The organism is Aquirufa sp. 5-AUSEE-100C1 (genome assembly GCF_054558655.1).
In genome coordinates this window covers 249020-269188 of sequence record NZ_JBPXKO010000001.1, presented here as the reverse complement: position 1 = coordinate 269188, position 20169 = coordinate 249020, and the positions used below count along the sequence as shown (strand labels likewise).

16 protein-coding genes are annotated in these 20169 nt (G+C 41.9%); 4 read left to right on the top strand and 12 right to left on the bottom strand.

Annotation, left to right across the window (positions count from 1 at the left end; all coding sequences use genetic code 11):
* Positions 1–3 precede the first annotated feature (3 nt).
* Genes ACMH5P_RS01205 through ACMH5P_RS01195 form a run of 3 tightly spaced genes read left to right on the top strand, consistent with a single transcriptional unit; the run spans position 4 to position 2789 of the window.
* Complete coding sequence (locus tag ACMH5P_RS01205; RefSeq protein ID WP_459492492.1) at positions 4–1398, top strand: bifunctional UDP-3-O-[3-hydroxymyristoyl] N-acetylglucosamine deacetylase/3-hydroxyacyl-ACP dehydratase; 1395 nt, start codon at positions 4–6, stop codon at positions 1396–1398.
* 10 nt (positions 1399–1408) lie between these two features.
* The gene (lpxA, locus tag ACMH5P_RS01200; protein WP_459492491.1) at positions 1409–2179 is read left to right on the top strand and encodes an acyl-ACP--UDP-N-acetylglucosamine O-acyltransferase; all 771 of its coding nucleotides are present in this window, start codon (positions 1409–1411) and stop codon (positions 2177–2179) included.
* A 7-nt stretch (positions 2180–2186) separates the two neighbouring features.
* Positions 2187–2789: an ABC transporter ATP-binding protein gene (locus ACMH5P_RS01195; protein ID WP_459492490.1), complete on the top strand. Its 603-nt coding sequence runs from the start codon at positions 2187–2189 to the stop codon at positions 2787–2789.
* On the opposite strand, the gene ACMH5P_RS01190 is transcribed toward ACMH5P_RS01195, so the two are convergent.
* From ACMH5P_RS01190 to ACMH5P_RS01140, 11 genes are all read right to left on the bottom strand, one after another.
* Positions 2786–3481, bottom strand: coding sequence for an ABC transporter permease subunit (locus ACMH5P_RS01190; RefSeq protein WP_459492489.1), 696 nt, complete (start codon positions 3479–3481; stop codon positions 2786–2788). The two genes, ACMH5P_RS01195 and ACMH5P_RS01190, sit on opposite strands and share 4 nt — an antisense overlap.
* Position 3482: 1 nt before the next feature.
* Positions 3483–4019, bottom strand: coding sequence for a DUF4199 domain-containing protein (locus ACMH5P_RS01185; RefSeq protein WP_459492488.1), 537 nt, complete (start codon positions 4017–4019; stop codon positions 3483–3485).
* A gap of 4 nt (positions 4020–4023) precedes the next feature.
* Positions 4024–4542 (bottom strand): hypothetical protein, encoded by a 519-nt coding sequence (locus ACMH5P_RS01180; protein ID WP_459492487.1) that lies wholly within the window; start codon positions 4540–4542, stop codon positions 4024–4026.
* A gap of 1 nt (position 4543) precedes the next feature.
* Positions 4544–5833 carry a dihydroorotase gene (locus tag ACMH5P_RS01175; RefSeq protein ID WP_459492486.1) on the bottom strand — a complete coding sequence of 430 codons (1290 nt, stop codon included), beginning with the start codon at positions 5831–5833 and terminating at the stop codon, positions 4544–4546.
* 46 nt (positions 5834–5879) lie between these two features.
* Complete coding sequence (gcvH, locus tag ACMH5P_RS01170) at positions 5880–6260, bottom strand: glycine cleavage system protein GcvH (RefSeq protein WP_459492485.1); 381 nt, start codon at positions 6258–6260, stop codon at positions 5880–5882.
* Between the two features lie 66 nt (positions 6261–6326).
* Positions 6327–13442: a T9SS outer membrane translocon Sov/SprA gene (sov, locus tag ACMH5P_RS01165; protein WP_459492484.1), complete on the bottom strand. Its 7116-nt coding sequence runs from the start codon at positions 13440–13442 to the stop codon at positions 6327–6329.
* A 22-nt stretch (positions 13443–13464) separates the two neighbouring features.
* The gene (gene ruvA, locus ACMH5P_RS01160; protein WP_459492483.1) at positions 13465–14052 is read right to left on the bottom strand and encodes a Holliday junction branch migration protein RuvA; all 588 of its coding nucleotides are present in this window, start codon (positions 14050–14052) and stop codon (positions 13465–13467) included.
* Position 14053: 1 nt separating this feature from the next.
* Positions 14054–15511 carry a lytic transglycosylase domain-containing protein gene (locus ACMH5P_RS01155; RefSeq protein ID WP_459492482.1) on the bottom strand — a complete coding sequence of 486 codons (1458 nt, stop codon included), beginning with the start codon at positions 15509–15511 and terminating at the stop codon, positions 14054–14056.
* On the bottom strand, positions 15508–16914 hold the full coding sequence (gatA, locus tag ACMH5P_RS01150; RefSeq protein WP_459492481.1) for an Asp-tRNA(Asn)/Glu-tRNA(Gln) amidotransferase subunit GatA: 1407 nt from the start codon (positions 16912–16914) through the stop codon (positions 15508–15510). The genes ACMH5P_RS01155 and gatA overlap by 4 nt, the downstream gene beginning before the upstream one ends.
* Positions 16915–16992: 78 nt before the next feature.
* On the bottom strand, positions 16993–17199 hold the full coding sequence (locus tag ACMH5P_RS01145; protein ID WP_315575355.1) for a Sec-independent protein translocase subunit TatA/TatB: 207 nt from the start codon (positions 17197–17199) through the stop codon (positions 16993–16995).
* A gap of 61 nt (positions 17200–17260) precedes the next feature.
* Positions 17261–17686 carry a YkvA family protein gene (locus tag ACMH5P_RS01140; protein WP_459492480.1) on the bottom strand — a complete coding sequence of 142 codons (426 nt, stop codon included), beginning with the start codon at positions 17684–17686 and terminating at the stop codon, positions 17261–17263.
* A gap of 154 nt (positions 17687–17840) precedes the next feature.
* Here ACMH5P_RS01140 and mdh point away from each other — a divergent pair, with 154 nt between their 5' ends.
* Positions 17841–18776, top strand: a complete 936-nt coding sequence (gene mdh / locus ACMH5P_RS01135; RefSeq protein WP_459492479.1) for a malate dehydrogenase — start codon at positions 17841–17843, stop codon at positions 18774–18776.
* 55 nt (positions 18777–18831) lie between these two features.
* On the opposite strand, the gene ACMH5P_RS01130 is transcribed toward mdh, so the two are convergent.
* Positions 18832–20076, bottom strand: a complete 1245-nt coding sequence (locus tag ACMH5P_RS01130) for an ABC transporter permease (RefSeq protein ID WP_459492478.1) — start codon at positions 20074–20076, stop codon at positions 18832–18834.
* Positions 20077–20169: the final 93 nt, after the last annotated feature.

Genomic DNA, 20169 nt, shown 5'->3' with positions numbered 1-20169 from the left:
CTCATGAATAATAAGCAACATACCATTTCAAAATCAGTCACGCTTTCCGGTGTAGGTTTGCATACAGGTGTTGTGGCCAATATGACCTTTTTACCTGCAGCAGCTAATCATGGGATTAAATTCCAACGCGTGGATTTACCGGGCCAACCGATTGCTGATGCTGATGTGGATTACGTAGTAGATACATCCCGCGGAACGACCATTGAGCACAATGGAGCACGAATTAATACCGTAGAGCACGTTTTAGCTGCTTTAGTAGGTCTTGAAATCGACAACATTCTTATTCAATTGGATGGTCCTGAACCACCGATCATGGATGGGTCTTCGATCAAATTTGTGGAAGCCTTAAAAGATGCAGAACCTGTCGAACAAGAAGCGCATCGTAAGTTTTTTGAATTAACGGAAGAAGTTCGTTTCAAAGATTTAGATAAGGGTATTGAATTAGCGGCTCTCCCACTTAATGACTACCGAATCGCCGTTATGGTGGATTATAATTCGAAGTTTTTATCAAGCCAACATGCCAATTTAAGTCATGTATCGCAATTCGAAAAAGACTTCTCCATGTGCCGTACCTTCTGTTTTGTGCATGAATTAGAAGCTCTTTATAAAGCAGGATTGATTAAGGGCGGTGATTTGAATAATGCCATTGTAATCGCCGATAAAGATTATTCAGAGTCTGAATTAGCTCATTTATCGGAGGTATTAGGAAAGCCTAAAGTATCGATCTCCAAAGAAGTAGGTATTTTAAATAATACAAACCTGCACTTCAACAATGAAATGGCACGTCACAAATTGTTGGATGTGATGGGTGATTTGGCATTGGTGGGTCGTCCGATCAAGGCACAAATCTTGGCCTCCCGACCTGGACATGCGTCCAATGTGGAACTGGCCAAAAAAATCAAGAAGTTGATGTTGGAGACAGAGAAAAATAATGTCCCTGTTTACGACCCGAAACAACCTCCTATCTGTACGCATGAGCGTATTTATGAGTTATTGCCTCACCGTTATCCTTTCCAAATGATTGATAAAATCATTTACTTGGATGACAATAGCGTAGTGGGTGTCAAGAATGTTACCATGAATGAAAATTATTTCATGGGGCACTTCCCGAACAATCCGGTCATGCCAGGGGTTATGCAAGTAGAAGCCATGGCGCAAACGGGAGGTATATTAGTATTAAGTTCTGTACCAGATCCCGAAAACTATTGGCCCTATTTGGTTGGAATTGAAAATTGCCGTTTCCGCAAGAGCGTAATTCCAGGCGATACCGTTATCTTTAAATGTGAATTAACCGCACCGATCCGTCGGGGAATTGCCAAGATGATTGGTAAGGCCTATGTCGCAGGACAAGTGGTTTGTGAGGCTGAAATGACGGCTAGTTTAGTTAGAAAATCTTAGGTATTTGAATATGAGTCAATCTCTTTCCGTAATAAATCCCAATGCCAAAATCGCCGATAATGTTCGGATAGATCCTTTCAGCGTCATTCATGAAGACGTCGAGATTGGAGAAGGTACATGGATCGGATCTAATGTTACCATATATCCCGGCGCAAGAATCGGAAAGAACGTACGCATTTTTCCAGGTGCGGTCATTTCAGCTATTCCCCAAGACCTAAAATTTGGCGGAGAAGTTACGACAGCGGAAATTGGAGACAACACGACCATTCGTGAGTGTGTAACCATCAATCGTGGTACTTCCGATAAAATGAAAACGGTAGTTGGCAAGAATTGCCTCATCATGGCCTATGTGCACGTGGCACACGATTGCATCATCGGCGACAACTGTATTTTAGCCAATGCCGTTCAAATGGCAGGGCACGTAACTGTTGGCGATTTCGCCATCATCGGTGGTTCGTCCGCCATTCACCAATTCGCATCGATTGGTCGCCATGTTATGATATCAGGTGGCTCTTTGGTTCGTAAAGACGTCCCTCCTTTTACCAAAGCCGGTCGGGAACCCTTAAGTTATGCTGGTATCAACTCCGTAGGGCTTCGTCGGCGTGAATTCAATGACGAACAAGTAGGTGAAATCCAAGAAATCTACCGTTACGTCTACCTAAAGGGTTTAAATAACCAAGAGGCGCTCAATCAAATCGAAGCGAATATTCCTAAATCTGCCCACCGCGATGAAATTGTTGATTTTATCCGTAACTCAGAGCGCGGAATCATGAAAGGATAAGACAGCCATGAAGATCATTGCCAAAGGTATTCACAAGAAATTCCGCCAGGAATGGGTCTTCAAAAATTTGAATTATACGTTCGAATCGGGTAAATCCTACGCGATTATTGGACACAATGGTGCCGGAAAATCTACTCTGCTAAAAACCTTGGCGCAATACAGTCTGCCGAATAAAGGAACGGTGGAGTTTGAGGGAACATCCGAACCCATTCACCAACAAATCAGTTTTGCAGCCCCCTATTCAGAGCTGATTGAAGAATTCACCTTACCGGAATTAATCGATTTCTTGGTCAAGCTAAATTACCTTCACCCCCGCTGGGATGTTGATTCATTCACTGATTTCATCGACCTAAACCCATCCGAAACGAAATTCATTAAGAATTATTCCTCCGGAATGCGCCAAAAAGTCAAATTAGGAATGGCCTTGGCCAGCGATCGTCCAATTCTTTGTTTGGACGAACCCACTTCTAATCTCGATGAAAAGGCTAAAAACTGGTTCTACCAAGCCTTAGAAAGCCAAAGACATAAACTAATCCTTGTTGCATCTAACGAGGCATCCGAAATTAACTTATGCACGGAAAGATTGGCCATTTCCGATTACAAAAATTAGGCAAATTTAAGATCCAAGCGTAATCGAATAAGGCCCGTCAGTGCAGCACAAAGGCCGAAGAAATAGAGAACACTTCCCCCATCAATAACGCCCTTACTTAATTGTTGGTAATGCGCATAGACCGACCACGTTTCAAGGCTCGGAATTTCTTGCATACCTTGCCATACAGCGAAGTTGAAAACCAATCCCAGCACAAAAGCCAAGGATTGTTTCGAGACCAAGGAAGAGGCTAAAGTCGAAAGACAAACGAATACGGCACAGAGTAACAATAAGCCGACATAAGACCCAATCACCAAGGACGCATCATAATTGCCCACAGGACTGCCCAATTGGCTAATTGAATAAACAAACACGGCCGTTGGGATTAAGATAATAGTCACCAAGAAAAAAGCGCCCAACAACTTTCCAAGGAGAATGGAATTCATGCGAATAGGCAAAGAACGTAAAAGATCAAAAGTCCGCATCTCAAACTCCTCGGCAAATAGACGCATGGATAAGGCCGGAATAAAAAACAGAAAGAACCAAGGACTTAAATCGAAGAATACACGCATTTCGGCAAACCCATAGTCGAGAATGTTCCCCTCCATCCACCAAAGGTAAATCCCCATTAAGATATAAAAGGCCGTCATGATGCCCAATCCTAAAAAGGAACTCAGAAAACTACTTAACTCTTTGCGAATGATTGCGAACATGTTAATCGAACATCGGTTTTTCTCGCTTCATGATTCCTGAAACGACAAGACCCAAAATAAACATGAAGAAAAGAGTTACTATAACAATCGTAACAAATTGAATACCTGGCCCTAACATCATTTTTGTTAGCTTTTCAGCATCTTCAATCTGACTCGTAGTCAAACCTTGATCTTCCATTCGTTCACGTGCCAAATCCATTTGTTTTTGAATCATCGAATTATCGATAAAATTGATGTAGATGTAATTAAAACCACCTGCAACAATTCCCCAAATTCCGCCCAATAGGGTCGCACTACCTAAACCTTCTCCATAGCTTAAAAAACCTTCCTGGTAATCGCGGACCTCTTTCAAAGCTAGAAAAAGTATACTAACATTTAATACGAAGGTAAAGAGGAAGGATACCCATCCCAATGTTTCTGAAAAATCCTCTGCCAATCCAGTATATTGAGTAATGACAGAAAATAAAAAGCTTACCAAGCCACCAATGATGGCCCATTTTACAAGAATAAGACTTTTAGATGATGAAGTTGAATCCATGTGATTATTGTTTGTAATACAACGAAATTAACAAATTTGGTAAAAAAGCAAGCGCAATCTTTTGCGAAAACTCATCTCTGGAAATACTGAATGCATCAATCCCCTGAATACCCTGCATCAATTGAAAATAATACTCCTTCCCTTCTTGCTTGATGATGACATCCTTGTATTGCCCCAACTCATGCACACTCAATCGAATGTAATCCTGCAAAACCATTAAACCCGATTCGCTTTGGTAGAAATAATACAACACCAAAGCACCAATCAATGCGGTGATAAACACGAAAATATACTGATACAAGAATAACTTCAGAAAATGAACCGACGCCCCACGGTTTGTACCCACCCACGTTTTGGCGAGATACACCTGAGCCAAGAGAACAATGACAAACGATGGCGCCTTTTTCCCGGCGAGGGGTATGATATCATTGACCGTCAATACATAACAATACAAGGCCATTAATACCACACATACTAAACTAACTACTACAATACGTGGCCACTGTCCTAATAGCTCCTTCATCTTAACGCTGGTAAACGATTTGATCTCCTTTAATAACGCTAACAATCTCCGTATCAAAAGTCTCTCCCAAGAAACATGAATTCTTAGACTTGCTCACAATATCCTTTTCCTGATAGACCGCTAAAAGACCACGTTGGTAAACGATCCCTTGCACCCTGGAACCTTCCGACAAGCTTGGTAATTCAACGCCCAACAAGTCCGCTGGCTTATGAGTTAAATAATCCAACGCATTCTTAAATCCATGCTTTTCAGCAGCTCCCACAAATGCGACCAACAAAGTCTCTAATCCAATCGTGCCAAAATCCGCATGATCAAACTCCAAAGCTTTTGCCTCAAATTCAATCGGATGGTGATCCGACACAACCGCATCAATAGCTCCTGTTTTTAAACCTTCCCAAAGTGCTGCTAAATCAGATTCTGATCTAAATGGAGGGAAAACCTTCTTATTCGTATCAAAATCCGCCACCGCATCTTCCGTATAAATTAACTGATGAACAGCCACATCCGCGGAAACGGGTAAGCCTTCCTGCTTCGCTGCTTGAATCAAGCTAACCGACTCCGCAGTTGATAAGCACGCAAAATGTAATCTAAATTGAGCACTCGCCAAACCAAAGGTATTGGAACGAACATAGCGTAAAAGATCCAAGTCGCGTTTGATACTCATGCTCTCCGACAAGACCGGTATTCCTTTTAAACCCAATAAGGTGCTTTGAAGGCCTTCGTGAATTTGTCCATAAAGCGATAGAGCTTCGGTGTCTGGCCGACTAACAATCGTCACAGGCAAAGTCTGCAAATACTGCAAACTTTTAGCCATCAAATCTACCGTCTGTAAAGAACCCGCTCCATGACCAAACCAATTCGCACCAGCACGATGTAAATCCAATAAATCGGTAAAGTTCTCTCCTTTGTTATCAATACTCAACGGAGCCATGGCGTGGAAAGATACATCACCCGATTTATCCTGAATAGACGCAATTGCATCGGCTTGTTGGGGCACCGGTGTTCCCGTAGGCAATAACAACAAATCCAACACGCCGCCCTTCTTCGCTGCTTGACTCAAACTCGTCCAATCCTCTCGGTGCTCGCCGCCCGGTAAGGTGTTGTGAACGCGTAGGTCAACCAGGCTTGGAGACCAAGATAAATCTTTGCCTTCAATAAGCACGTCGGCATCTGATTGAATAGACGACGCTATTTTAGTCCAATGACCGTTTTCAGCCAATAAATCTACGGTCTTCCCAAAATGAGCCGAACGTGAATCCTGTACCTTAACTGATTTAATTAAAATCCGCATGTTTCTTTTAATCTAAAAAAAAACCCTGAAATCAGGGTTTTAAAAATCAATGTCCAACAAATGCTTGATAGGTCGCTACATCCATCAATTGATCAATGTCGCCTAAATCGCTTGGTTTCATTTTAACTACCCAACCCGCTCCGTATGGATCTGAATTCACTAATTCAGGGCTGTTGTTTAAGTTGCTATTAAATTCTAGAATCTCTCCAGCTACGGGTAAGAACAAATCAGATACGGTCTTAACAGCTTCCACGGTACCGAAAACGGCATCTTGTGCGACTGTTTTACCCACTGATTCCACCTCCACGAAAATGATATCCCCTAATTCACCTTGAGCAAAGTCGGTAATACCGACAATCGCTACATCACCCTCAACTTTAATCCACTCATGTTCTTTCGTGTACTTTAATTCAGCTGGAAAATTCATATGTTCGTATTTTTTTGCTTGCAAAGGTCACGAAATTCGGGCTTGATTGCAAAATTTTTTTCGTAATTATTCTAGACTATATCGGATTTGGAAACCACCTGCGACCGTTGACCGGTAGAAGGAATTGGAAACCAATGGGTTATTCATCATTTTATCGAAATAGGCGGTCACAGACAACTTATCGCTCACGGAATAGGTCAACTGAGGTCTGAATTGGAAATTGACGAAACCTTGCGTAACAACGGTCTCCGCATCTAACTTTCGTTGCAAAGTACGCGTATCTCGAATCGTTAAATTCATGTTGAAACGCAAGTCATTCGGCAAACGAACGGCTCTGCCGTTAATCTTAAATGGAATTAACATATTCGCTTTGGTAAAGCCTACCGCAAAAGTCAAATCCTTGTTGGCCACTTCCGCCACCTGCGAATTAGCTAAGTTTAATCCGACACTTCGATCTTGATTGTACTCAAAACGTAATGAAATCCGACTTTTCGTAATTGCATTCACGCCGACCAAAGGCGAGAAACGCTCCGTAAAGGAAATCGTACTCATCACATACACCGGAATTAAGGTTTTCGTGTCTGGATCAAAACGAGAAGATAAGGGGTACAGCAAGCTATTCAAAGTCAAATTCTGGAAGTCATTCGCTAATTGACCATACTCTAAAGACGAAACAAAATTACCTACACTATAGGTACTCGAGTACATGTGGGTAATCGTGAAAGAGCTAAATTTCTTCGTGATACCTGGGAACAGATTCAATCCATTGTAATCCACTTTCCAGTTTGGCAAAGGGATATTATAGAAAGGTGAAAACTTCACTTCATTGGCTGACACACCCGAATAAGCCGCAAAGAACGCAGGAATCAACACATCCTGTGAATTACGATTATACAAACCCTCCGCTACCTTTGTGCGGTTTAAGCGCATCATCAATACCTCACGATTTGAGCGGAATTGCTCAAACACTTGAGTCGGATCCTTAAAGGCAGTCATGAAAGACAAGAAGGACATCGAATAATTACCTGAACGAACTGGGCTTTGGCTCTTAAATGGACCTCCGGGTTCGGCAGGCCGGAAAAACTCTTGGTAATTATCCCCTTTGTTGTAATTACCATCAACCTGAATTCGTAAATCCTTCGTGGGTTCCAACTGCGTTGAATAGGTCAAACGCTGCTGGCGCAATTGGGTAAACGGAATATTCTGAACCGTACTCTTCGATAGCCAACCATTCTCCGCAGCGGTAAATCGAATCTGATCACGCTGCCCGCCAGAGACAAAATCCAAGCCCGGTGCTCCCCAATTTCCATTCATTCCCAATCGTCCCGGTGACGGGTTAAATCCTGGCAATGTCGTCGATTCATTCATCGAATAATTCACTTGAATACCACGAAGGGTTAGTAATAATCGAGCGACCGACTTCAAGGCATTCTTTGGCGGAATGATAATATCATCCTCATCGCCTGGATTTCTAGCCACGTCCTTACTCGTTGGATTACTTGAATTTACCCAACGCAGAGCACGGATACGATTATAAAGGGAAACAAAATCGACCCGACCATTAATCGAGCGCTCCCGCGAATTCTTAATAATATTACCAAAAGGAATATCTAAGGAATCCTTGATATTGAATGAGTTAGCAAAATAATTATATCCCATTCGATGCGTATAATCTGCATTCATCCAATCGGTCAATGGTAATTTCTGTAGAGGCAATCGCCAAACCAATCCGGCTTGTTGGTCGAACTCCTTCGCACGCCCCAACGCTCGAATATTGAACATCACCGAATCCCGTTTCGCTTGGGTATCTAAATCCCCGAAAGGCTCATCGATGATCGTATTCACATTCGCTGAATAATTCACAATCATACTCTTCGTTAAATTCCAATTCAAGGCATATTGGCGATTAAAGAACCAATACTTCTCAAATTGAGGCGCAACACCAAGGGTTGTTAACTCTTGATTCCGTAATTGCGTCTTTACAAAACTACGGTCCATTTCCGCGCGTACGGTAATCGAAGCGGGGATGACATTGATATTCACATCTCTCAAAAGGGCAAACCATGGCGAATTCATGCCCCACTTAGCAAATGGCTCCCAGAATGAGGCAGACGTTGTATAACTGTAAAGCACGCTTCCTCGTTGACTCAATTGACGATAGGTCTCAGTCAATGTATTCGTACGAATCATTTCCGAATAAGCATAACTAAAGGTGAAGTTGGATAAATCCCACACATAAGCATGCTTGGCCAATGAACTTCGAATCTTGCGAACATTGGTAAAATTGAAACCCTGCCGCTCCGTATTATCCTCCACCAATTTCAAATAGGAATCTCTTTTAGCCTGTGTTCCAAACTTACCCAGGGCATCCTTCAAGAAAATATCGGGATCTAAAGGATCAAACTCAGGTGAAATATTTCGACGATCATAAGAGACATAGAAAGGAATCTTGAAGCCCCATTTACTTGGCAGGAATTTATCCAAGTTTAGATTGGCTGTGATGCCATATTCTTTCATGTTATCACGGGCACGATCTGAAATCTTCGACTGAACTCCTCCGAATCCATAGTTCCGGAAACTACCATTCATGGTGATCTGGCCTAAATCGGCCAATTTAATACCTAGCTTACCCAAGGCCGCTTCACCTGAGGTTTGATCAAAACCCGACGCACGCAATTCGTTCACCCAAATACAGAATGATTTATTTTGACCATCTTTCGTTGTGTTACGAACCCCAATCATCAAGGTCATCGAAGCGCTTTGATCCGGACGTCCCATGACCGTAATCCGGTATTTCTTACCAGTCGAAGAGACCATGATCAAACTAAACTGCTCATTCAAGGATTTACCTTGTCGGTCCCGCTCAATCTTCACCTGCTTCATCAAGTCAAACTCCACATCAAATTCATTATCCAATGGCCATATCTCGGTATCCAAACCCTGCCCCTTTTGCGTCTGACGAAGTCCCATTTGCTCCACCTCGTAATAATTATCCGTCAAATCCGTTCCGATTCGCAAGAATGCCGAAACCTGTCCATCAACCTGGTCTTGACTTTGCATCGATACAAACATCCGGAGACGCTTGTAATTAATAAAATCGAATGAAGAATTCTTAAACACCGCGCGCGCATCCCCAGGTCGAAGGTTATCCACACATAAACTCATCGATTGCTCGTTTAATCGCGCATTGTTGATCGTCGTCACATCCTGATCCCGAACAAAACCCGGAGGAACCACATAAGGAATCGTATTTACACCTTTGCTGGCTGGACCATTCTCCTCAATATTTACCGAAGCCACACGGAATTTAGCGTCGTAGGACTCAGGCATTTCTTGGCCATTTCGTTGGTCTAATTCACCGATAAACTTACGATAGGAATATCCTGAAAGCTGCAATTGAGCAAAACGCAAGACCACTGGATCTTGGAATTGACTCAACAACATACGGAAGAAACGTATCGACTTAAAACTGCTGATCTCACCGGCAGGCGTCGTATAGTTACGCTTATCCTTAATCGGAATTCTAAATAAATACCAATCTACCCCACCCTCGTTAACCTTATCTACAACAAATCCTTGACCAACTGCCAGAGCTCCTGGCTTCAAATCAACCTCGTACTGAAAATATGCCTCAACTTCATTGACGGTATTATCGTTATTCAAATCCTCCCGGTCTGGCATCATCGAATTTGCTTCTGTAATATTTGCATTACTTGGGTTATCAGTCGTAGGCGAATTATTTTCAAGCCCCATGTAATTCTTATAACGCTCCACCAAACTTCCGGAAGAATTATAATTAGCACTCAAATAGTGAATAAAATCATCCGCCGCAGGGTCAGCTTGAATCGAAGCCAAAGCCTTCGAATCCGTGACACGGGATTTGGTCTGCGTTAGATATTCGGAGAAATAGGTGGTTTCCGACAAAGAATTAGCTCCATCCACTAAGTTAGGCAAACCGTCTAAGCCGATGTCTTGTTGGCCCCTACCTCCTTGATTATCAAAAGCATTAATCACAAACTGACGCTTCGGCGCTAATCCCCAAGTGGTCTTTTCCACGTTCTGATTGTTACCTGTCAAGATCTTATCACCCGCGGGTATTCCATTCTCAAAATTCGAGAAGCCATCCGGGATAAAATCCTCCGATACATCCCCCAAATGGAAAATCAATTTACCCCCTGTCGTATTGTTCTTGTTGAAAATACCATCTCGAATCTTTCCAGCTTCCCCACGAACGAAAGGATCCATCAACCAAAACTCGATTTGCTCCACATTGGCATTATCGAAATCCGTATCTGATACAATGGCCCGCGTAATGGCACCAAAATTATTCTTTGGATTTGGCAACAAACCCTGTGCAGTTAAATTGGGATTAAAGTTATAGATACCACGTTCCGAAGGGAAGTACGCTACATCCAAAACACCAATCGGCAAATTGGTGATGTTATTCGCGAAATCTTTATTGGGAAATAGTCCTTTCGGAGTCACAATACGCTCATAGGCATAGGTATTGGTAATTGCGGGATCCAAACCAGGCACATCCAACGAGAAGCCACCCTGACCATACAAACTCGCGTCCACATTGTAAGCAGATATTTTCGCACGGCGATAATTGGAAGTCAAATCACGCCCATTTCCTGGAATGAACTCCTTCGGAGTCGCTCCCGGCCGCCATAAGGTAGGCTGAGAACTTAAATTATACATCACACGCGCCGACTCGAAATCATCAATAAACGCATTCCCCTGAACCCGATCATTCACATTCGGAATTAGTTTGGCAAATTCGCCCTGGAAATCAATCACCGAGGATTCTTTCGTTGAAATGACAGGTAGGGCATCAATCGCACGCGTCAAGAAATTTGATTTCTTCAAGATACTCGCATCAAAACCAATCAAGGTATTATTCACGGGTTCATTACCTATCGCCACCCTTCGTAAGAAAGCAGGTGGTGTTTCACTCATGCTTTGAATGGTGGCACCTAAGTGTACATCCTGACCCAAATTATAATCCAAACGAGTCCCCAGCATCGTACGTACTTGATTCGTAAATAAATCAGGTTTCTCGTAACAAACTTTTAACTCCCGTCCAGATTGGAATACTCCCTCATTTAATATCTTCACCTTACCCGATTGACCTTCTACGATGTAATCGGATCCTGCTACTAATGCTTGACCACCCGCAGAAACACTTACCGATTTAGGTTCCACTCCAAATGGCAAGGAAATATCTCCTCCTACACCTGCCTGGAAATTCCCTTTGATGAAAAACTTATTCTTAGAGGCTTGTTGGACCGCATCCGTCTGTGTCATTCGATACAATTTATCGAAGACATATTTATCGACTAAATTACTCTCCGCGGCGGTAAATTGTTTTTTCAAACTTGACCCAAAAGGCTCCAAAAGCGGGAATATAATCTTTCCATTTTTGGAATCAATCGTCACATCCTCAATGTAATCAAAGTTCCCATCGGGCTGTGGATCACCGGCAAAATTCAGTTTATCCAATCCCAAAACCTTCACCAAAGGAATGTCTTTGACCTTTTCCCCTTCAATTAAATTCGAGTTATCTATTCCCGTGGCATCATCCTTGTACACCAAACGCAACTGAAAATTTTGTTTGGTTAAGCCATTGGAATTTAACGAATAGATATTCTTCATCATCAAATCCCACATCGGATGGTTCAAATGATTCCGAATCGTTGACGACTTCAACATCTTCAAAATCAATACCTCATTATCCTGACGCGCTTGATAGTCTTCGGTTAATTCGCCAACCTTGTACTTACGCCCATTAAACGTATACTCATAAGAAACGGCTAATACCTCGTCATTACGCAGCGGAGCCACTAAGGAGATGTAACCCAACTGTGAGTTAACTTTGTACTCACGCTCATTCAATCGCTTGGCACCCTTCAACATATCAAAATCTGTACCCCGCTGAAGTCCATAAGTGGATTCCAATTGGTAGGACGATTGATCGGATTTACGAATTTGAGGGTCAGCCACTAATTTGGAATACAAACCATTATTCTTGTTATCAACGCTTTGACCTGGAAGAATGGGTTGCATAATCGGATTTCCCTTATTGTAGGGACTCGATTCGCCTAAATCCGACAGTGCGACCAAATTTCGAAGCGTTTCCGTGCTTTGCGTTCGATTAGTAACATAGACTTCCACACGTGTCACCGTGATTCCGCTGGTAATGACGGGCAAATTCTGGAGTGAGCGTTCGTAATTATTTCGGAAAAAAGTGGATAAAAAGAAGTGACGATTTTCATCGTATTGGTCGGCACGAAGTTCGAAAGAACGCCCTTGAGAGCCTCCCTTCATCGTTATACAATCCTGTTTCGAACGTTGCTGGGCGGCAACCAAAGTCACATCTAAATTCCCAAATCGCATCAAGGTCTTTAAACCAAAAAGGTTTTGAACACCGGGAATCAATTGGGAATTTAGGGTCCATGAGGTATTTCCAGCCTCAATATTTTGAAGAATGTCCTCTTCTTGCGTTTTCCAGTTCAGCTTTAATTGGTTTTGAAAATTAAAACTGGCTTTGGTATCGAAATTGGCGTTTAAATTCAGCTTATCGCCAATCTTGCCTTGGAAGTTGATCTGTGCTTGTTCATTAAAAAAGAGATTCCCGACATACCGCAATTGGACGGGAATAGCAGGATTATCGACATATTGTCCTTGGTAACCAATGTCCAATAATAAGCTACCATTGGGCTTGAAATAGACCTCGGATCCTCCAAATATTCGATCGATCGCAGGAGGTAATTCGATTTTAGGAAAAAGCCCACGAGATTGAACCGAACTTGTCCCATCAAGACTTTTGGAATAGGCATTCCAAAAACTACGATTGACCAAGGTATTTTGTTGGAGACTATAATCTGAAAAACTTCGACTATGAATGGGGCTCAACGAAAAATCACCCAAACGACGTTCCTGGAAAACATCCTCCCCGAGAATACGGGTAGACGTTTGAACCTGAGGTATTTGATAAATTGCAAAAGGTGAATTCTTTTTCGCGGCGATCGAGCTACGACGAAGAGAATATCGCGGTTTCCGACCGCTTTTTTCGAGGATTTTCGTAGAATCAACTTGCGCATTCATTTGACCGATGCCCACAACCGTCAATAGGCTCGCAAAAGCCAATCGAAACAATCGTTGTGAATTAGGATAAAACATCGTAGTCTTTAAAATAGTAAGCTTAACGTAATGCGAGTTTGATTAATTGCTCCACATTCGCATCGGGATTTGCTTTCAATAATTGGTCTAAATTCTTCTCCGCCGCTACTCGAGGAATACCTAAGGTAACCAAAGCCGCCAAAGCCTCTTGTTTGATACCAAAAGATTGATCATGCGCCGCTGCTCCCGCTTCCACGAACAAGGTATCTTTCTTGCACTTATCCTTTAATTCTAAAATAACCCGTTGAGCGGTCTTAGAACCAATTCCTTTAATGGATTGAATCAAACCAATATTCTCATTCATAATCGCTGAACGAATTTCACTTGATGAAAATGAGGACAACATGACGAGTGCCGTACTTAAACCCACACCTGAAACCGAGACCAAATCCAAGAATAAATATTTCTCATCCATGGAATGAAACCCCACCAAGGTATGGGAATCTTCTTTGATTTGAAGATGCGTGAACAATTGGATACTTTCATTGCCGTCTTTTAAGGCATCATAGGTCTGCAATGAAATCTTCACTTCATAGCCAACTCCCTGCACATCAATGATTACATGTGTGCGATCCTTATGAGCTAATTTTCCTTTTAAATATGCGATCATATTAGTTTATCCGTAAGCGTTGCCCCAAACGCAAGTTGGTCGAGGAACGTAAGTGATTTAATTTTTTCAGTTTGGAAACCGTAAGCCCTGGATAGCGGTCGGCAATTTCCGACAAGGTATCACCAGCACGTACTTTATGATATCGGGATTTTACTTTTTTTCCTTTACTGCGTTTATTAATAACAAGTATCTCGGGCTCATCTTTGGATGTACTATCAAGCGAAATCAATGACTCTTCCACCTGAACCCGAACGAAATAGACTAATTTTTTACCCTTTTTAACACGGTTCGAACGTAATCTATTCAGCTTTTTTAATTCGGCCAGGCTCATCCCCAAAACACGCGCAACTTCATGAAGACTCTGACTGCGCTTAACTTTATAAAATTTACGGACCAACTTCTCTACGATTCTTTTTGAAAGACTATCTCTTTGACTTGGGGAAATATATCCTGCCGAATCGAGAATTGATTGACGATTTTCTTTAAAATAGCTAAAATGAATACTAGGAATATTAATAGAGACCAAACGATTATCATTTGGAATTATGGAAGCCATGATATGCGGATTCACTTCCTTAAAGATATAATCCGGAATATTCGAAAACTTCTTTAGCAAATTCAGATTCAGATATCCTTTTACTTGAATCGTATCAACTGGAACCTTGCTTACCCACTTATCAGCAACTATCGCATGTTCCCAATTGTAATTCATCATATACGCCATCGCAATGAATTGAGGCACATAGGCACGAGTCTGCTTGGGTAGGCAATTATAAATCCCCCAAAAATCGCTCTTGCCACATTTGCGAATCGCACGTTTCACATTACCCGGTCCTGTATTATATGCCGCTAATGCTAAGTGCCAATCACCAAAAACGCGATATAATTGCTTTAAGTATTTGCAGGCAGCTTCGGTTGCCTTTTCAGGATCAAAACGCTCATCGACAACTCCATCTACCCGTAGACCAAAATCACCACGCGCCGTGTAAGGCATGAATTGCCAAAGGCCCCCGGCACCCTTATTTGAAATAGCTTTCGTTTCTAAGCCCGACTCGATAAGTGATAAATATTTTAACTCCTCAGGTAGATTATACTGCTTGAGGTATTTCTCATATAATGGAAAATAGATGTCCCGCTTTTCTAACATACGACGGGTAAAATCTACTTTCTTGAAGGCAAAATATTCAACAAATTGATGGGTATACTGATTATAAACTAAGGGAATTTGATTCTGAAGCTTAGCCAACCTACTTGAAATGAACGCAGGATCAATCATCAACGCAGTTGGCATCCCTTGCTCACCCATGGACAATTCCTTCAATAACTCAAGATCTTCCTGCGGAAGGTATTTATTGACAGAAACAGGTGCTTGAACCGGTGGAGTACTGGCCGTTATTTGCCCCCAAACCGGAAGGCAAAACAAGCATAAGACCCACAAAATCAAGAACCTAAATTTCATTCGTTAATTAATTTTGAAAAATCCAAAATTCCCTTTTCCTCAAATGGTCGACCTGTCACCTGAAAACCCATGGGAAGACCCACAGCGTCCACTCCCATCGGAACCGATACCGCCGGCAAACCCGTAATATTGGCTTGAACAGTAAATAAATCGCCCAAGTACATCTGCAAGGGATCAACTGTCTTCTCGCCTAATTTATAGGCCGTCGATGAGGTCGTCGGTGAAATAATAAAATCATTCTCAGCTAAAATATCCAAGGTTTTTTCCTGAATCAATCGACGAACCTGCTGCGCCTTCGTATAATAAGCATCGTAGTAGTCGGCACTCAAAACAAAAGTCCCAAGCATGATTCGACGCTTTACTTCCTCACCAAAAGCTTCATCGCGCGTTTTCTTGTACAACTCCATCAAATCGGAAGCTCCTTCCGTCCGATGGCCATATTTAACACCGTCGAAACGTGCTAAATTCGAACTCGCTTCAGCCGTAGTTAATACGTAATAAGTGGGCAATAATTGTTCGATGTAAGGAAATTCTACAGAAATAACTTCGTAGCCCATTGACTTCAATTTGTCTACTTTCGCAAAAAAGGCCTCTCGAATTTCTTGTTGAAGACTAGGGTGTTCTACAATTTCCTTGATATAGGCTACCCGTTTTTTAGGTTGATTACTGGAAGCTATTTCATCAACGACCGTATTGTCATACCCATCTTTCCCTTCGATGACCTTCAAAACCAAAGCTAAATCTTCCACATGATGCGCCATAGGGCCAATGCTGTCAAAAGAAGACGCATAAGCAATAAGACCCCAGCGCGAAACACGTCCATAAGTAGGCTTCAAACCCGAGATTCCACAAAATGCGGCCGGCATACGAATCGAACCACCCGTATCTGTTCCTAGAGATACCTGACACATACCCGCTTGAACGGCCACCGCAGAACCTCCTGAACTACCGCCAGCTACATGGGCTGTATTCGCAAAATTTAACACGGGACCAAATGCAGAGTTTTCATTGGTCGATCCCATACCGAATTCATCACAATTCTGCCGACCGATAATAATCGCATCAGCATCTAGCAGTCGCTGAACAGCAGTAGCTGAGAAGGTCGATTGAAAACCATCCAATATTTGACTACCCGCCTGGCTCGGATGATCCGCATAACAAAGCAAGTCTTTAATCCCTACAACAAGTCCTGCCAAAAAACCCGCATTTCCAGCTTTAATTCGCTCATCCACCTCGCGCGCGCGTACGAGAGCTTCTGCCTCGTAAACAGTTAAGAAAGCATTTAATTGAGCATTATATTCCGAAATTCGGTCCAAATGACCTTGCACAATCTCCACACAGGTACGCTTGCCAGCCATTAAATCTCGACGTATTTCCGAGTAGGCAACAGGAACTAAATTCATTAAAAAAGGGGATTCTTTTTAAACACAAAAGCATAGTTGGCGCAGGCCAACTATGCATTGAAAACAAAAACGAGAAGTCTATTTCTTCGTTTCGTCTAATTCTTTATTAATCTGATCTTTTACTTCATTCTTAGCATCTTGGAACTCACGGATACCTTTTCCAAGACCGCGCATCAATTCAGGTAATTTCTTACCACCAAAGAATAACAAGATTGCTAGGCCGATCAACAACAACTCGCCACCGCCTAAACCATTTAGAAACAATAATATGCTTGAGATATTCATAGTATTCATTTTTTTATTTTGTAAATATATTCAATAGTCCTTAATAATCCTTCTTCAGGCGTTAAACATTCACATGTTTTTCAAATTCATCCAATTCATTTTTAATGGATTTACCTACCCACAAAACAACGGCTAAATCATCTGTAAAACCGACCAATGGTAGCACATCAGGAATGAAATCAAATGGGGAAATAAAATAAATTAATACCGCTACAATTTTAACTAACGTTATTGCCGGCAATTTCTTGTATGTACCAGCGACATATGCCTTAATCAATTCGCTGAAAAGGACAATGTAATGATTTAATAATCGCACCACGGATATATTACTTGTGGCCGCCAATTCTTGCACCTTAATCAAAGACTTTTGAAGCAAACCTAACATTCCTAATTTATCATTCGCGAAAACAGCTTCCGCCTTTTCCATCGCTTTCTTAAAATAATTAGATGATACAATTCGATCAATAAAGCTTGTTTGAGTTTCCATTTCCTCCATTTAATCCTTAAATATACAAAAATGATACTAATATCGAAACGAGTCTATCCTGATTCCTATTGATTTTAAAAATAGATTCCATTATTGGCGATTATGTCTTATTTTTGCGACGATTTTAGTATAATCATTCCTAAAAATAAAAACAATGAAAATCACCGTAGTAGGAGCAGGTGCCGTAGGTGCAACTTGTGCTGACAACATCGCTAGAAAAGAATTAGCTGATGAATTAGTGTTATTAGATATCAAAGAAGGTATTGCCGAAGGTAAAACCCTTGATATGTTTCAAACGGCCTCTTTGTTAGGTTTTGATACGAAATTAGTCGGTTCGACCAACGACTATTCTAAAACGGCCAATTCTGATGTCGTGGTTATTACTTCAGGTTTACCTCGTAAACCCGGTATGACGCGTGAAGAATTAATCGGTGTGAACGCGGGTATTGTAAAGAGTGTTGTGGAAAATATCTTGAAATTCTCTAAGAATCCAATCATTGTGATTATCTCAAATCCAATGGACACAATGACTTATTTAGCGAAATCCGTTGCTGGATTAGATAAGCACCGCATCATCGGTATGGGTGGTACCTTGGATTCAGCTCGTTTCAAGTGCTATTTAGCCAAAGCCATGGATGTATCTATCAATGACATCCACGGAACGGTGATTGGTGGTCACGGAGATACAACCATGATTCCATTGAAGCGTTTAGCAACTTACAATGGTGTTCCAGTTAGCCAATTCTTGGATGCTGAAACGTTAGACAAAGTAGCTGCCGATACGATGGTAGGTGGTGCTACACTTACTGGCTTATTGGGAACTTCTGCTTGGTATGCTCCAGGTGCTGCCGGAGCTGCGTTGGTTGAAGCTATTGTTCGTGATGAGAAGAAAATCATGTCTTGCTGCGTATCGCTTGATGGCGAATACGGCCAATCAGACATCTGCTTAGGTGTTCCAGTGGTATTAGGCAAAAACGGTTGGGAGAAAATCGTCGACTATCAATTAACAGAGGACGAGCAAGCTGCGTTCAACAAATCAGCGGATGCCGTTCGTAACATGAATTCCGTTTTAGCTACTTTATCTATCTAGGTAAAAGCGCTTATCAAAAAAGGCCATCCGGTTGGGTGGCCTTTTTTATTTTTCTTTATTTCGATCGTATCGCAATTACCGGGTCCATTTTGGCGGCTACCCAAGCTGGGATAATACCCGATAAAACCCCAATGAAACTCGAGATAAATAAACCTGTAAGTACATTCCCTGCCGTTAGTGATAAAGGTAAAGCATCCTGTGGAATCAAGGTAATCAGTACGACGAGTCCAATTCCGACCAAGCCTCCAATCAAGCTCAAGAATACCGCCTCAAATAAAAACTGAAAGAGGATGAAATAATTCTTCGCCCCCAAGGACTTTTGAATACCAATGATATTCGTGCGTTCCTTTACCGAGACAAACATGATGTTGGCGATTCCGAATCCACCTACCAACAAACTAAATCCGGCAATTAAGGCTCCTGCAATATTCAAGGCCGCAAAAATCCCATCGAAAAAAGCCTGTAAACCATCTAAACGATTAACTGAAAAGTTATCTTCCTGCTTGGGCTTAATCGAACGTAAGCTCCGCATCATCCCCGTAATTTCCCCCTCGAGGGCTTCTTGACCTACATCACCTTTAAATGCCTTGATGGCAATATCTGGAGCAGGTTTATCTTTTTGGAAGATTGCAGCAAAGGTCGTATATGGAATAATCACCTTTTCATCCGGCGTACCACCAAAATTCAACACATCCTCCCCTTTCTTCTCAATAACCCCAATAACCATAAACTTGATACCATTCAACTTAATCACCTCACCCACCGCCGAACGACCATCTACCAATGTTTCCGCCACTTTGGCGCCGATAATACAGACAAATAATCCATTCTCTGATTCAATAGGGAGAAAGTATCGACCATCTTGAATCGGTGTACTTGTAATCTGATTATATTCATAAGATGCTCCAGTAAGATTGGCATCCATGCTGCTACTTCCCCGACTCACACTGGCCGTTCTTCCGCCATCCATAATTGCCACCGCTTCCGCATTTTCCAAGTGCTCCTTCAAGTATTTATATTCCGTAAACTTCATTTCCGGACGATTCAAGTACTTCCACCACGGATAATTATTTTGCATCAACCACGGCCACTTCCCCACATATAAAACTCCCGAACCTGCAAATGAATCAATTTCCTTCCGAATTTTATTGTTCAACGAGTCTACCGCCGTAAATACAGCAACGATTGCAAAAATACCTACGCTCACTCCCAAAAGGGATAGCGTAGTACGCAATACATTCGATCGTAAAGCTTGATAAGCGAATATAAAACTCTCGTAAACTTGTCTGATAAAAAACATAGATTTCAGTTTGAACTCAAATTTACGATTATTCATGAAACGATATTGTGCAATCGGATGAAATGACTTCTAGAAACTTTGAATGGTTATATG